The following is a 14,929-nucleotide window of genomic DNA, read 5'->3' as shown; positions in this document are numbered from 1 at the left end:
CCGACCCGGCGCACGCGGCCGGCCCGCGGGAGCGCCACCCCCGTGGGCGCTCCCGCGGGCCGGCCGATGCGTCACCCCATCGCCCACTGCTGGTTCGTGCCGCCGCTGCAGCTCCACAGCTGGACAGGGGTGCCGTCGGTGGTGCCCAGCCCGGCCACGTCCAGGCAGAGCCCCGACTGCACGCCGGTGACGGTCCCGTTCGGGTTGACCTGCCACTGCTGGTTGGACTGCCCGTTGCAGGACCAGACGATGACCCTGGTGCCGTTGGCGGTTCCCTTGGCGCTGGCATCCAGGCACAGGGTGCTGCCGCCCACGGTCACGGTCAGCTGGTTCGACGCTGTTCGGGTCCAGGTCTGGTTCGCGCCTCCGCTGCAGGCAGAGATCTGCTGCTGGGTTCCCGCCGTCGTGCTCGGGTCGGTCAGGCACTTGCCTGCGGCCACCGCACGCAGCGCGCCTGTCCTGCTCCCGGAGGAGGCCGCGTCGAGTCCCATGAAGTGAACCGCGTTGGCGGCCATCCCCGCCCCCTGGACCGGCAGTTGGTGTCCGGCGCTAGCGATGCTGTACGCCTCGACCTGGGTGGCGCCGGCGCTGTTGTTGTACCGGGTCCGGGTCCAGCCGGAGGCGGGGGTGTCGGTGGCCGACGGCGTCTGGCTCACACCGAGGACGTCGGTCCACTGCTTGATCTCTTCACCGAGGTTGTTGTAGTTCAGGATGCCGTCGGCGGTCCCGTGCCAGAGCTGCACGCGCGGCCGCGGACCGGTGTAGCCGGGGTAGGCCGTGTTACGCACCAGGCCGCCCCACTGCTGCGGGGTCATGGACACCCGGCCCTGAGCACACGCCGAGTTCCACCCGCGTACCGTTCCGGTGGCGAAGCAGTGGTAAGGCACTCCCATGAAGGCCGCGCCGGCCTTGAACACGTCGGGGTAGTCGGCGAGCATGACGTTGGTCATCATGCCGCCCGAGGACTCTCCGGTGACGTAGACGGCGTTGGCGTTGCCGCCGTAGTGCTGCTCCGCGTAGGTGATCATCGACATCAGCCCGACCGGGTCGCTGCCGCCGTTGCGGGTCAGTGCCTGGTCCGAGGAGACGTCCCAGCAGCTGCCGCTGGGGCTCGTCGAGGGATAGATGACCAGGAACCCGTACTGGTCGGCAAGCGAGGCGAAGTCGGTGCTCGAGTACATGTAGGGGCCCGTGCCCTGGCAGCCGTGGAGGGCCAGCAGGATCGGCGGGTTGGGCTTGACGCCGGCCGGCACGTACACATGCATGAGCAGGCCGGTCGGGTTGGTGCCGAAATTCGTGATCTGGGTGAGCGAGGCGGCGGCGGCCCGTGGGGCCGCCTGCAGGCTCAGGCCCACCGCGAGGCCGACCACGGCGATGACGCCGATCAGCATGGACACGAACGAGCGGGATCGGGGCATGGGACCTCTCCGTCGATTGCATGAGCGTGAGAAGGTTCCGGCGCCACCACGGATGAAACGCCAACGATACTCGTGCCAGTCGGTCATCGGCGTCAACTACCGCGCAGCGAAGGCACGGTGGGAGAGCCGCCGACAGCCTCCGACGGCCTGGGGGCCCGACGGCCCGGACCGTCGGCCGGTCGCCCCGGGCTTCGGGTGGCCCGCTGCCCGGAGTATTGACAACTCGCAACGCCTGATACAGATTTCACCGAGGCAAACTTGGAGAGGCTTGCCTTCAAGAAAAATTGTTAGCGCTAACAGGAGTGCTCGGAGGCCCGGCGCCCACCCCTTCCCACCGAGCCCCTCCCACCCGCTTTGCGCGCCACCCGGCGGAACACGCGCGCTCGCACGACCGCCGGCACGTCCAGCCTCTCCCGGCGCGCGGCATCCCCACCCAAGGAGAACGATCCGTCATGCCATGGCTCAACGGAACGACCCGTCTCCACAACGTTCTGACGCCGACTGCCTGTACCGCAGTCAGTGTGATCGCCGTCCTCATTCCTGCTCCCGCTGCGCAGGCCGCCGGGGCAGGCACCCTCGGTGATGCGGCGGCCGGGAGCGGCCGCTACTTCGGCACCGCGGTGGCCGCCGGAAGGCTGGGCGACGCGACGTACGCCACCGTCCTCGACCGGGAATTCAAGATGGTCACCCCGGAGAACGAGATGAAGTGGGACACCGTCGAACCATCCCGCGGCTCGTTCAACTTCGCCCCCGCAGACGCGATCGTCAACCACGCCACCGCCCACGGCCAGCGCATGCGCGGCCACACCCTGGTCTGGCACTCCCAACTCCCCAACTGGGTCAACACCATCGGCGACGCAAACACCCTGCGCACCGTGATGAACAACCACATCACTGCTGAAATGACCCACTACAAGGGGAAGATCTACGCCTGGGACGTGGTCAATGAGGCCTTCGCCGACGGCGGCAGCGGCCAGCACCGCCCCTCCGTGTTCCAGAACCTGCTGGGCAACGGCTTCATCGAGGAGGCCTTCCGCACCGCCCGCAACACCGACGCATCGGCCAAGCTCTGCTACAACGACTACAACATCGAGAACTGGACGGACGCCAAGACCCAGGGCGTCTACAGGATGGTCAAGGACTTCAAGTCCCGTGGCGTCCCCATCGACTGCGTCGGCCTCCAGAGCCACTTCGGTGCCGGCGGCCCGCCGGCCGGCTTCCGGACCACGCTGTCCAACTTCGCCGCGCTCGGCGTGGACGTGCAGATCACCGAACTCGACATCGCCCAGGCGGCCCCCGCCGCGTACAGCGCGGCCGTGCAGGCCTGCCTGGACGTCGCACGCTGCACCGGCATCACCGTGTGGGGCATCCGCGACAGCGACTCCTGGCGCACAGGAGAGAACCCGCTGCTGTTCGACAACAACGGCAACAAGAAGCCCGCCTACAACGCCGCGCTCACCACCCTCGACGGAGGCAGCAGCACCGGCGGCATCGTCTCCGGGGCCGTCTACTCACTCACCGACGTGGCCGCCGGACGCGTCCTCGACGAGCCCGCCGGGCAGAACGGCAACGGCACCGCGCTCCAGGTATGGGACGCCAGCGGCGCCACCAACCAGCAGTGGCGCGCCGGCCAGAACAGCGACGGCTCCTACACCCTCACCAACATCGCCAGCGGCCGCGTCCTGGACGAACCCGGAGGCAAGACCACCAACGGGACAAGGATGCAGGTCTGGGACAACAACGGCGGCGCCAACCAGCACTGGAAGGCCACCCGCAATGGCGACGGCTCCTACACCCTCACCAACGTCGCCAGCGGCCGAGCACTGGAAACCCCGGGAGGCCAGACCGCCAACGGCACTCCCGTCCAGATCTGGGACTCCACCGGCGGCACCAACCAGCACTGGAACCTCAGGTGAGCCCAGCCACGGGGGCGATGTCGCCGCAGCCACCCGATGAGGACCACGAAACCCCACACCATCCAGGGCACTGACTGACGTGCGTCAGGCGTGTGCGCCCACGGCGGCCGTGCATATGCGCGCTCACAGCAGCCCTGTAGCAGATATCCGTACTCTCAGGAGGTTTCCGTGCGCAGACGACGTTCCAGCCGCCGTCGGCTGACCGTGCTGTTCACAGCGCTATTTGCGGCCGTGGCGGCCTTGGCGACGGTGCTCGTCGCCAACCCGGCCCAGGCGGCCACCACCGGCACCCTGCGCGGTGTGGGGTCCGGTCGGTGTCTCGACGTGGCGAACGCCAGCCAGAGCGACGGCGCATCAGTGCAGATCTACGACTGCTGGAACGGCGCCAACCAGCTCTGGACGTCGACCGACGGCGGCCAGCTGACCGTGTACGGCAACAAGTGCCTGGATGTTCCGGGCCACGCCACCACGGCCGGCACCCGGGTGCAGATCTGGACCTGCAGCGGCGGCGCGAACCAGCAGTGGAAGGTCAACGCCGACGGCACGATCGTCGGCGTCGAGTCCGGACTGTGCCTCGACGTCACGGGCGCCGGTACGGCCAACGGCACGGCCGTGGAGATCTGGACGTGCAACGGCCGCAGCAACCAGCAGTGGACCGGCCTGTCGTCCACCCCGACCACTCCCCCGACCGGGACGTGCGCCCTCCCGTCGAGCTACCGCTGGACCTCGACCGGTGCGCTGGCGCAGCCGGCGAACGGGTGGGCGTCGGTGAAGGACTTCACGAACGTCGTGTACAACGGCAAGCACCTGGTCTACGCGTCGAACGTGTCGGGCTCGTCGTACGGCTCGATGATGTTCAGCCCGTTCACGAACTGGTCGGACATGGCGTCGGCCGGGCAGAGCGGGATGGGCCAGGCCGCGGTGGCGCCCACGCTGTTCTACTTCGCGCCCAAGAACATCTGGGTGCTGGCCTACCAGTGGGGTCAGTGGCCGTTCATCTACCGCACCTCCAGCGACCCCACCAACCCCAACGGCTGGTCCGCGCCGCAGCCGCTGTTCACCGGCAGCATCCCCGGCTCCGGCACCGGCCCGATCGACCAGACCCTGATCGCCGACGGCCAGAACATGTACCTGTTCTTCGCCGGTGACAACGGCAGCATCTACCGTGCGAGCATGCCGATCGGGAACTTCCCGGGCAGCTTCGGCTCCTCGTACACCACGGTCATGAGCGACACGGCGAAGAACCTGTTCGAGGCGCCGCAGGTCTACAAGGTCAAGGACCGCAACCAGTACCTCATGATCGTCGAAGCCCGGGGCGCGAACGAGCAGCGCTACTTCCGCTCCTTCACCGCCACCAGCCTCAACGGCACGTGGACCCCGCAGGCCGCCACCGAGAGCAACCCCTTCGCGGGCAAGGCCAACAGCGGTGCCACCTGGACCAACGACATCAGCCACGGCGACCTGGTCCGCACCAACCCCGACCAGACCATGACCATCGACCCCTGCAACCTCCAGCTCCTCTACCAGGGCAAGTCCCCCACCGCGAGCGGCCCCTACGACCAGCTGCCCTGGCGACCCGCCGTCCTCACCCTGCAGCACTGACCCGCCCAGGGTGACCATCACCGGACTCCGCCCGCTGACACCCAGCCGAGAGGCCCATGGCACAGGCGGCCCCGCCCGCTGACCGTCACCCACCGCCCTGGGTGAACCTCGGCCGGACACCGGCCGAGGTTCACCTGTGGATGAGGCACCACTCGGTTACGGCCTGTCCGACGGATCTTGGATGAGTGACGGCTGTGGTCCGTTGGCCTCGTATGGGACGAGGTGATCTGACGAATGCAGAGTGGGCCTGTCAAGGGAAGGAGTTGGCTCTGGCGCGAGTTCCGTGAAACGCCCGGGACGTGTCAGCAGTCCGGGCAGCCGTCCATTGCCGGGGCGTCGGGGAAGGTGCGGTTTCCTTCGAGCCAGTTATCAGCCATTCGGCCAAGGCGAACCTCTCGGGGAAGAACCAGTGACGCGGGCAGCGGCTGTTCGGGTCCATCCCCCACATGCTGCCGTTCGGTGTGTTCAGGTCGATGCACCACCAGATGCCGCACCCGAGGGTCACGAGTGGCACCACGTAGCGTGGACGGTTCACCTCGCAGTCCGGCGGCAGGGTCAGACCGGACCGGCTTCCGGACCCACCACGACCACCGCCGGTCCCACGGCGGCTTCCCCGGCCCGCCAGCCCCCGGCCGCGCCCCAGGCCGGCGGCCCCTTCGCCGCCCGGATCGCCCGGTCCGACGACGACGGAGGAGGCGCCCCGTGCAGCACCGTCACCCACGTCTACAACTCTCCCTACCCGGGGCACACCGAAGCGGGCAAGTTCGACCTCGGACAGTCCGTCACCGTTGTCTGCCAGGTCAGCGGAGGCTCCGTCATCGCGCTCGGCAGCCCATATCGCGGCCCGACCCCCCACCGTGACGGCATCTGGTACAAGATCACCTACAACGGCGCCTGGGCACCCGCCGTCTACGTCGACGTCCCCGGCTCCAACGTGCCCACCTGCCCGTAGCCACGGCCGCGGCACCCCGTACAGACGGGAGCCACCATAGAAAGCTCCCCGGCAGGCAATGGCGTGCAGCCGGGGAGCGGCCTTGATCCTCCCACGTATCGTCAGACGGAGTGCCGTAGGGGTGGCCACTGTTGCCGTCGCCGGGCAGCTCGGCGTCGTGCAGCGGACCGTCCAGCGCTGGCTCAGGGGCACCGCGTCTTCGAAACCGGCCGCCGCGCAGGGGATCGCGGATGCGGTCCGGGTCGGCTGGCAGCCGCGGGTGCGGCAGCGAGTGCGCCGGGGCGTCCGAGGACGACCAGGCGACGGCGGCCGCCGCGCGTCCGGCCTGGATGTCGAGTTCACCGGGATCCAGTGGGCCGACTTCGGCGTCCTGTGACCGGGGGCCGGGCGGGCTGGTGCTCGCGGGTGAAAGCGCTGCCGGTGGGCGCGGTAGCCCGCTCCAACAACCCGCCGTCCCTGGGCCGTGTGGGCCGTGGGACGGACGGTGTGTACGGGCGTCGCGGTCAGCCGCAGTGGGAGTTGAACTGGTGGTTGATCTCGCCGTTGATGCCGCCCTCCCAGTCGATGCACGAGCCCGGCGCGTGCAGGTACACGGGGCCGGCGTAGGTGGTGTAGAAGTCCAGGTCCTGCTTCCACTGCGTGGTGCCGGACTTCTTGATCGACGCCGACATGTCCACCAGGTAGGAGCTCGGGTGGGTGCGGACCGTGACGACGCAGTTGTTGCCGTTGGAACGGTTGTAGGTGAGGAAGACCGTCCCGTCCTGCAGCGGCAGGGTGTCGATGACGCTGTAGCCGGAGCCGCATACCCCGTTGTACGTGGCGGCCTCGGCCACCGCGGGGGTGACGGCCACGCCGGCGGCCGCGACCGTGGTCACCGCCGCACCCAGGGCGGCCCGCTTGAGGAGCTTCTTCATGCTTCCACCTGTCTTCCGTGTTCGCTGCTGGATCGGCGGGCGGCCGACGTCGTTCCGGTGGGGGATCGCCCGGCCGGCCCGCGATCATGCTGCTGGCCCGCGGTATCGTCACGGTCGCGTCCGTGTAGCGCCGGCGGCTCCGCTGCCGTCGCCGGGCAGCTCGGCGTCGTGCAGCGGACCGTCCGGCGCTGGCTCAGGGGCACCGCGTCTTCGAAACCGGCCGCCGCGCAGGGGATCGCGGATGCGGTCCGGGTCGGCTGGCAGCCGCGGGTGCGGCAGCGAGTGCGCCGGGCCGCCGAGCAGCGCGGGTTCGTGCCGAGCGCGAGCGCGCACTTCGGGATCGCCGGCGCGGCCGGCTCAACCGGCGACCCCAGATTGCGCCTGACCACCCAGCACCTGCCCGGCGCGACGTCGCGGCCGAGATTTTCGCTGCCCGGAACGCCGCGGCGTCCGAGGACGACCAGGCCCCGCGTACTCGCCCGCGGGCCGCAGGAGCACCATGTCCGCGACGGCGACCGCCGCGCGTCCGGCGACCCAGGGGCCGCCGACGGCACCCGGCGACTCTTGGCCGAAGGCCGCCGGGAGGGCCCTCGGGACGCCGCAGCCGGGTCCATGGCTGTGCGGGTTCTTCCGGCCGGCTCCACGCTAGAAGGCGTGAGCGAGCGTTCCTACGACGGCGATGCCGTCCTGCACATTGGCGGAGCGGAGTACCAGTGCCGGGCCTCACTGGTCTGGTGGACAGACCCGGCCCCCGCCCCGGCGCAGGCCTCCAGGCCGGCCCGCGGGCCGCAGAATGTGGGCCGGTGGGAGGGCAGGCTCCGCCTGCAGAGCGACGACGACGCCGCCAGCGCCTGGTTCGCCTCCGACGAGCGCCACGCCCTCGTCCTCGTCCAGGGCCGGTTCGCAGCCGTGAAGGTGGCCGATATGGACGGCCCGGTCCTGCACGTGGACGGCGCCGGGTCCCCGCCCTTCTGACCCTCCTGGAGCGCGCTGTGCCTCTCGCGTGCGCGCACGGGCGCCCCTACGCGTCGGGCCCCGCCGCGGACGCGTATGTGCTGGCGAAATTCGCCAACGGGGTCGGTTGCGAAGTCCGGTGTCAGGGCCGCGGCCCTGCCTACCGGCCCGGGCGCCGTGCTCTGCACCGCCGGTGCCGCCCGGCCGTCACCCCCGCCTCGAGAGTGGCGCAGTGCCTGGTCGAGGGCCGGGTAGACGGGGAAGACCTGGTCGACCTGGGTGATTTCGAGGACGCTTTGGGCCATGCGGCGCGGGGCGGCCAGGACGATCGGGATGCCGTGAGCCATGGCGGCGAGGCGGGCGGCGAGCAGGGCGTTCAAGGCGCTGGAGGTGAACAGCCTCACCCCGGACAACTCGACGGCGACCAGGGCCGGGCGCTGGGCGAGCGCCTCGTCCAGGGCGTGCCGCACGCGGGCTTCGTTGTCCATGTCGAGCTCTCCGGCGAAGGAGCACACGACGCTGTCACCGACGCTGGTGATCACGACCGTCAGGTCGGGGCCGGGCGGCATCCCGTGGACCGGGACTGCTTGGGGAAGGCCATGATGTGCCTCCTGGCCCACCGGAGGCCCCCTATCACGGCGGTCCGGGCCTCCGTGTCCTCGCGCGGGCCGGGCCTCCGTGTCCTCGTGGGTGCGGGAGACAGCGCGGCGACAGCCGGCGGGCGGCCACAATGGCACCACACCGCCACCACCCGCCCGGGCCCTGTGCGCCGCGCTGGCCATCAGCGCCGGGATCCTGCTCTCCCGGGCCGCAGGCCTGGTGCTCGCCGTGATGGTCGCGAACGTGGTCCTCCTCGCCCGCGCCCTACCCGCCCCCCACACACAACAGCCGGCCCGCCCCTGTTGGTGGAGCCTGCGGTGGGCTCGGAGGGCGCTGCGGCCTCGACGTCGGCGTCGACACCGCGCCGGGCTGCAACCGGCCGCGGTGGCGTCAGTTCGGCTCTTGGCACGGTGCGGCGACCACCTGGGTCGTCTGCGGCCGCACCAATGGCTGTACCGGCACCATCGGTGGCCGGGCCGAGGCGGGTTCGCGCAGGTGGATGACCAACTCCCGTACCTGGCCCGGCTCGAGTTCGACCTCGCTGGCCAGCACCGGGTGGCTGCGTTCGGTCTCGAGCGACATCGGCAGCAGTCGTCCGTCCAGCTCGGCGCCCCTGAACTGCGCTCCCACAGTGGCGTAGAGCGAGACCCAGATCCGTGTGGAACCGGGCGAATGCGGGTGCGTGCGGTCGTCGGAGCGGAGCCTGACGTACTCCGGCAGGCCGGAGACCGGGGCGTTGTTGGCAAGCCGGACGCGGATGAGGCTCTCGCGCATCCCGGCGACGCAGGGCGCCAGTTCGTAGCGCAGTGACCGGTCCAGATAGTAGTCCAGCTTGTTTCCGGCGGAGTTGTTGACCACCAGAGCCGCGTAGGGGTCGTCCCGCTGCGGCACGCTGCCGGCCAGTTCGGTGTCCTCGAGAGCCTCCTGCGTGTGCGGGTCGGTGCTCCACATCCGCAGTCGGCCGTCGTCGGCGAGCCGGTGCAGTGCCCGTAGCAGTGCGACCGGGTCGTGCCGGCCGTGCAGCAGGGCCTCGGTGACCGACTGGGCGGCCTGGATGAGGAAGCCCTTACGGGCTGATTTGTCGGTGTAGCGGGTGTAGGCGGTGCTCTCGGTGAGCGCGACCGCGTTGGCGGCGGTCAGCTGTTCTCCGCCCGGTAGCTGCACCGGGCCGGTGGCCTCCAGGAGTCGAGCCAGCCCCACCGGGTCGGTGGCGATCGCCCCGTCCAGCTGCTGGCCGGTCTTCTGGCGCCAGAAGCCGGTCCAGATCTGCGCCGCGTACGGGAAGTGCGCGGAGAGGTTGGAGTTGGCCATCAGCCGGGTGCTGTCGCCTGCCGCGTACCTGCTCTCGAAGTCCGGGCCGAGGTCGGCGACCGGTTCGGGGGCGGACGTCAACGCGTCGTCGGAGGACAGATCGTGAACGGCGATCCGCCCGTGGTCGGCGGTGAGGATGCCGAAGACGCCGACGAGGCCGCCGGTGCCGCGGGCCTCGGCATTGGTCTGGAAGGCGAAGAAGTACGAACGCGGGCTCGATTCGCCCAGCACCGGGGGGAGCAGCCGCACCGCCGTGCGGGCACTCTCGGCCGAGCGTGTCAGGTGCGCCGCCTGTGCGGTCAGTCTGGCTCGCGCGGCGTCCAGCCTGCCGATGCCGGTGGCGCCCGGCAGCGCGGTCAGGTTGTGCCCGATGTGTTGGAGGCTCGTCTCGATGCGGGCCAGCACCGGCTCGGCCGCCGCCAGCCGCTCGAGTTCCACGCCGCCGTCCTGGCGCATGATCCGGGCCGGGTCGGCCACCTCGCGCAGCCGCACCGCGTCCGGTAGCACCTGCGTGGCCGCCTCGTCGGCGGCCACGCTGATGCCGTGCACGGTGCGGAAGGGTCGGCCGGCCAGCGGGAGTTCGCCGAGCGCCGTCCACCAGGGCGCGGAGGTCGCCCGGCGGGCGGCGCCGGTGTGCTCCCTGAGTGAGGCCAGCTCGTGCTCGGAGGGCGTCGCGCCGCGTTCGAACGTGGCGGCAAGCCGGGCAACGTCCTGTTGCGCTGCGGAGAGGTGCGCGTGCACCGCCCGTGCCTGGAGCAGCACACCGCCGCTCAGTGCCGCCAGGGGCAGGAGGATCACGGCGGCCCCGAGAAGGATCTGGCGGCCGGGCCTACGGCGCTTTGTCGGCCCGGCCGCCTGCTCGGGCTCATCCGCCCGGTGAGTGAGCTCAGCTCGCACGTGCCCGCCGACGACGGCTGCGGACCAGGAGCAGGGTCAGGCTTCCGACGCTCAGCAGAAGCCCGGCGGCGACCACGGTGAAGGTCGTGCCGGAGAGCCCCGTCCCGGCCAGCCCGCCGGCCTCATGGCCTCCGGTACCCGCCGGCGGGGAGGGCGGTGCTCCGTGCCCGTCTTCGCAGACCTCGATGCCCACTTTCTGGACACGCTCGGTCCCGTCCGGGTTCTCACCGGTCAGCCGGATCGTGTGCGGGCCCTCTTCGATCGCCTTGGGGAGGGTCACCTCCGCCACCACGTCGCCATTGCGGTCCGCGCGGACGGTCGTCAGATGGACGACCGAGCTCAGGACGTCGATGGACACCGGCGATTGGGGGGCGAAGCCGCAGCCGAGGACGGTCAGCGATCCGCCCTGGGGCACGAGCGCGGTGCTCACCCTTGCCGCGCACGAGGACGGCGGATAGGCGATGCCCGGTGGGCGGTGGGCCTGGGCCGACGGCGCTGCGCCCAACGCCGCGCCCAGGGCCGAGATGAGGAACACGATGAGGATTCCCAAGGAGCCACGATCCCACCGCAGGGTTGTTCGGAAACCGGTGGAGCGTCTGTCCTCTGCTACCACGGATCTGCTATTCATTGAAGGATTCCTTCCGAGTACTCGGCCGCATGGCCGGCGATGCATCCAGAGAATGCGCATCCCCACGTAAACACGCTGGTCGCGGTGAATCTCACTGGTGACCGGCGGATGGCGGTCACCGTTGACCGGAACGAGCTACTCCGCGGACGGCACGTCAGGGCTTGGGGTGTGGCTCGGGGCCCGGGCTTACCAGCGTCCGCCGCACGGCGTCGATCACCCGGTCGAGGTCGGTGTCGGTCAGGCGGGGGTGGACCGGCAGGGACAGCACCTGGCGGGAGATCAGCTCGGCGCGCGGTGTGTCGCCACGCGCGATCCGGGGGTGGTCGCGGTAGCAGTCATGGTCGAAGGCCAGCCGCGGATAGAACACCCGCGCCTCGACACCGGCCTGGTCCAGCGCCTCGATCACTTCGTCACGCCCGGCCCGTGCATCGTCGGTGAGACGGACGGTGTACTGGTGCCAGACGTGCAGCCGGTCGGCCGGCTGCCGAGGGGTGATCAGCCCGGGGACGCCCTCCAGGCCGGTGGTCAGCCGGGCCGCGTGGGCGGCGCGCCTGCGGTTGATCTCGGGCAGGCGGCCGAGCTGGACCGAACCGATCGCGGCCTGCATCTCGGTGAGCCGGTAGTTCGAGCCGGCCATCAGGTGCTCGTAGCGGTTGCGCATGCCGTGGTTGCGGATCAGCCGCAGCCGGTCGGCGATCCGGGCATCGGGGGTGGTGACCACGCCGCCCTCGCCGCAGGTGATGTTCTTGCTGCCGTACATGGAGAAGGTCGCCGTCGAGGCGGCTGCGACGGACTGCCCGGCTACCAGGGCGCCGTGTGCCTGCGCGGCGTCCGCGATCACGGTGAGCCCGTGGCGCTCGGCCAGCCTGGTGATTTCCGGCATGTCCGCCGGCAGGCCGTAGAGGTGGACCGGCATGATGGCCCGGGTCCGCGGCGTGATCGCGGCGGCGACGGCCGCCGGATCCAGCAGGAAGTCGTCGTCGATGTCGGCGAATCGCGTGGCGGCACCCACCTCGAGAAGCGCGTTCAGCGTCGCTCCGAAGGTCAGCGGTGTGGTGATCACCTCGTCGCCGGGCCCGATGCCGTGCGCGCGCAGTGCCGTGACCAGCGCCGTGGTCCCGCTGCTGACCGCGACGGCGTGCGCGAAACCGTGGGCCGCGGCAAAGGCCTGTTCGAACTCCTCCACGCGGGGGCCGCTGGTCAACCGTCCGGACCGGAGCACCGCGAGGACGGCGGTCTCCTCCTCGACACCGAGCAGTGGCTCGCTGATCCGGATCCGGTGCTCCTTTCGACCCGGCGGGCCCGTGGAGACGTCGGCGCGGACGGTCTCGGCTGGGTCGTGGTCGGCGCCGGCGGCCGGAGGCACCACCGGTCCCGTCCGCCGCTGCCGCGCGGGGGATGCCGGACTGTTCTCAAGCTCTGCGGCTGTCTCGGTGGCCCCTGGGTTCATGATCGCGAGCCCCTTCCGTCGATCGGGATGATGGTCTGCACCGGCACGGTGGCGGGCTGCGGTGGCGGGCCGAGCAGGGCGGTGACGATCTGGGTCACCGCCCTGTCGATGTCCTTGGCGCACGCGGTGAGCACGGCTTCGGTGCCGTCCGGATCGGCGATCTCGTCGAGGGCCGGCTCCTGCCAGGGCATCCGGCCGCGGTATCGGGCCGCCGCCGCTACCAGTTCCCGCGCCCGCGCTGCCTGCTCGGCCGCGGGCCCGTCGGCGGCTCGTGGTGCGTGCAGGCCGCCGGTCACCGGGGGGTGGCGCACCAGCCGGGCGAACTCGCGGATCAGGAAGGTGCGTCGGGAGGCGGTCGGACACAGGGCGATGACCGCGTCCCGGTGCGCCAGTTCGGCGGTCAGCACCAGGTCGTCGCCGGCCACCATGGCGGCCGTCAACCGGCGGCTGGTGAACCCGGCCGGATCGGCGCCGATCCCGGTCAGGAGTTCCGCGGCCGGCAGATGCATCGGCAGACCGTCCTGGCCGTGGGTGCCCGCACTGGTCACGGCGAGCCACGGCTGCCCGGCGGCAGCGGGCGGCATCCTCAGCTCGGTGATCCGTTCGGCCAGGGGTGATCGGCACAGGTTCGCGGTGCAGACGTAGCGGAGGCGAAAGGTGGTCACTGGGGCCCGGCCGTGGTCAGTGCGCGACCGGCGGAGCCGTGTCCGCGTCCACGGCGCTGCCAGGGAGTTGACGGCCACCCGCCGGGGCGCCCGCGCCGGTCCTGGTGCGTTCGGCGCGTGCACGGGCCACCAGGGCGCCGTATCTGCGGGGCTTGTCGGCTTGGTAGTAGCGGTAGCCGTACAGCCAGCCGCCGTCGGTGTCCCGTCGCTGAGGCGCCATGCACAGCACCCCGGCGAGCACCGGAGTGCCGGCCGCGGTCAGCGATTCGACGACCCTGCGCAGTTGCTCGACGCGGGTCCGGCCGTGCCGGGCGACGACGATCGCGCCGTCGCAGTGCCGGCCCGCCGCGGCAGCGTCCGCGAAGGCCAGCGTCGGCGGCAGGTCGAGCATGACGACCTCGTAGCGCGATCGCAGCTCCTCGATCAGCCGTTCCATCCGCTGGGAGCCGAGCAGGTCGCCCGGGTTGGGCGGCAGCGTGCCGCTGGTCAGGACGTCCACGTCGTCGTCGCCCCAGGTCTGGACGGCGTCGTCCAGGGAGGCGCGGCCGAGCAGGATGTCCGTGAGACCGGCCCCGTTCGGCAGCCCGAGGTATCTGCCGACCTGAGGCCTGCGCAGATCGCACTCGACGATGATCGCCTTGGTGCCGGCCGTGCCCAGCGCGGCCGCCAGGTTGCAGACCGTTGTGCTCTTGCCGTCATGAGGCATTGCGCTGGTGAACATGATCACCTTGCGTGGCGCGTCAACCTGGACGAACCCGAAGGCGATCCGGAGCTTGCGGAACGCCTCCATCCTCGAACCGACCAGATCGGCGTCGTACAGCACCGGGGTGCCCCGCGCGGCCGGGTCGTACGGAATGGCGCCGAGTACCGGCTTCCCGCCGAGCGCATGGGCGACCTGCTCAGCGGTCTTGAGCGAGGTGTCCAGCGTGCGGGCGATGGCGGCCAGGCCGAGCCCGGCCAGCAGGCCGAGGGCCAGGCCGGCGGCAAGGTTGCGGACCGGCTTCGGCGACACGGGCTCGGGAGAATAGCTGGGCTGGGCGACCACCCGGATCACCACTGTGGACGCCCCGCCGGTCTCCGGACGCTCCAGCTGGTTGATCTGCTGCGGGAAGACGACCGCGATCACACGCGCGATCTCCTGCGCCTGCGCTGGCGAGTCGCCGGTCACGGTCGCCCGCAGCAGCACCGTCTGCGGGACCGCCTTCGCGGAGATCCGCGACTGCAACTCGGGCGCACTGAGCTTCAGTTCACCCGTCTTGACCACGGCAGCTGCCAGCATCGGGCCGGTCAGCAGGTTGGCGTAGGACTCGAGCTTCTGCTGGGACAGGAGGCCCGCCTGGTAGGCCTGCATCACATTGGACGAGTCGACCTGTGCCGAGACCAGGAAGGTGAGGCTGGAGGAGTACGTGCGGGCCGCCCGCGCGGTCAAGCCCGCGCTGACGGCTCCGGCGAGCAAGGTCACGAGGACGATGAGCTTCCAACGATCCCTGATCAATCCGAGGAGACTCCGCAATGCCATACCCGTCTCGCCTTCTTCACCGTGTCTGCAGGTGCGCGGTCAGAAATCCCAGCTAATGATCAACATTACCATCAGTAGTCGTTCCACTACCCTGCCACATCGG

At 70.7% G+C, this 14,929-nt stretch carries 10 protein-coding genes and 2 pseudogenes; 4 read left to right on the top strand and 8 right to left on the bottom strand.

The features are described from left to right. Positions 1–71 precede the first annotated feature (71 nt). A complete protein-coding gene (locus tag KSNIM_RS37545) occupies positions 72–1,418 on the bottom strand; it encodes a PHB depolymerase family esterase (protein ID WP_263107664.1) in 1,347 nt (448 codons plus the stop codon). Positions 1,419–1,870: 452 nt separating this feature from the next. Here KSNIM_RS37545 and KSNIM_RS37540 point away from each other — a divergent pair. From KSNIM_RS37540 to KSNIM_RS37530, 3 genes and pseudogenes are all read left to right on the top strand, one after another. Beyond that, positions 1,871–3,331 (top strand): annotated as a pseudogene (locus KSNIM_RS37540) (endo-1,4-beta-xylanase); the annotation flags it as partial. A 171-nt stretch (positions 3,332–3,502) separates the two neighbouring features. Beyond that, on the top strand, positions 3,503–4,936 hold the full coding sequence (locus tag KSNIM_RS37535; protein WP_263107663.1) for a non-reducing end alpha-L-arabinofuranosidase family hydrolase: 1,434 nt from the start codon (positions 3,503–3,505) through the stop codon (positions 4,934–4,936). 1,073 nt (positions 4,937–6,009) lie between these two features. Beyond that, the gene (locus KSNIM_RS37530; RefSeq protein WP_263107662.1) at positions 6,010–6,264 is read left to right on the top strand and encodes a hypothetical protein; all 255 of its coding nucleotides are present in this window, start codon (positions 6,010–6,012) and stop codon (positions 6,262–6,264) included. A gap of 127 nt (positions 6,265–6,391) precedes the next feature. Here KSNIM_RS37530 and KSNIM_RS37525 read toward each other — a convergent pair whose 3' ends face one another. Beyond that, entirely contained in the window at positions 6,392–6,802 is a 411-nt protein-coding gene (locus KSNIM_RS37525) for a spore-associated protein A (protein WP_263107661.1), read from the bottom strand. 654 nt (positions 6,803–7,456) lie between these two features. Here KSNIM_RS37525 and KSNIM_RS37520 point away from each other — a divergent pair. Further along, positions 7,457–7,777, top strand: coding sequence for a hypothetical protein (locus KSNIM_RS37520; protein WP_263107660.1), 321 nt, complete (start codon positions 7,457–7,459; stop codon positions 7,775–7,777). Positions 7,778–8,001: 224 nt separating this feature from the next. Here the strand turns inward: KSNIM_RS37520 and KSNIM_RS39570 are convergent. The 6 genes and pseudogenes from KSNIM_RS39570 to KSNIM_RS37495 form a co-directional block, all read right to left on the bottom strand. Then, positions 8,002–8,325: pseudogene (locus KSNIM_RS39570) on the bottom strand (STAS domain-containing protein); the annotation flags it as partial. A gap of 421 nt (positions 8,326–8,746) precedes the next feature. Further along, positions 8,747–10,465 (bottom strand): DUF4012 domain-containing protein, encoded by a 1,719-nt coding sequence (locus KSNIM_RS37515; protein ID WP_263107659.1) that lies wholly within the window; start codon positions 10,463–10,465, stop codon positions 8,747–8,749. Positions 10,466–10,553: 88 nt separating this feature from the next. Then, positions 10,554–11,114, bottom strand: a complete 561-nt coding sequence (locus KSNIM_RS37510; RefSeq protein ID WP_263107658.1) for a hypothetical protein — start codon at positions 11,112–11,114, stop codon at positions 10,554–10,556. Between the two features lie 232 nt (positions 11,115–11,346). Next, on the bottom strand, positions 11,347–12,561 hold the full coding sequence (locus KSNIM_RS37505) for a DegT/DnrJ/EryC1/StrS family aminotransferase (RefSeq protein ID WP_263107657.1): 1,215 nt from the start codon (positions 12,559–12,561) through the stop codon (positions 11,347–11,349). 77 nt (positions 12,562–12,638) lie between these two features. Continuing rightward, positions 12,639–13,307: a hypothetical protein gene (locus KSNIM_RS37500; RefSeq protein WP_263107656.1), complete on the bottom strand. Its 669-nt coding sequence runs from the start codon at positions 13,305–13,307 to the stop codon at positions 12,639–12,641. Positions 13,308–13,323: 16 nt separating this feature from the next. Next, the gene (locus KSNIM_RS37495; protein WP_263107655.1) at positions 13,324–14,826 is read right to left on the bottom strand and encodes a polysaccharide biosynthesis tyrosine autokinase; all 1,503 of its coding nucleotides are present in this window, start codon (positions 14,824–14,826) and stop codon (positions 13,324–13,326) included. Between the last annotated feature and the right edge of the window lie 103 nt (positions 14,827–14,929).

Source organism: Kitasatospora sp. DSM 101779 (assembly GCF_025655475.1).
Lineage (GTDB): Bacteria > Actinomycetota > Actinomycetes > Streptomycetales > Streptomycetaceae > Kitasatospora.
This window is presented reverse-complemented; position numbering and strand designations above follow the sequence as displayed.

What these genes read in the sequence shown, in the direction of transcription:
- KSNIM_RS37545 (WP_263107664.1), bottom strand. Translation starts at nt 1,418, where the DNA reads ATGCCCCGATCCCGCTCGTTCGTGTCCATGCTGATCGGCGTCATCGCC.
- KSNIM_RS37525 (WP_263107661.1), bottom strand. Translation starts at nt 6,802, where the DNA reads ATGAAGAAGCTCCTCAAGCGGGCCGCCCTGGGTGCGGCGGTGACCACG.
- KSNIM_RS37495 (WP_263107655.1), bottom strand. Translation starts at nt 14,826, where the DNA reads ATGGCATTGCGGAGTCTCCTCGGATTGATCAGGGATCGTTGGAAGCTC.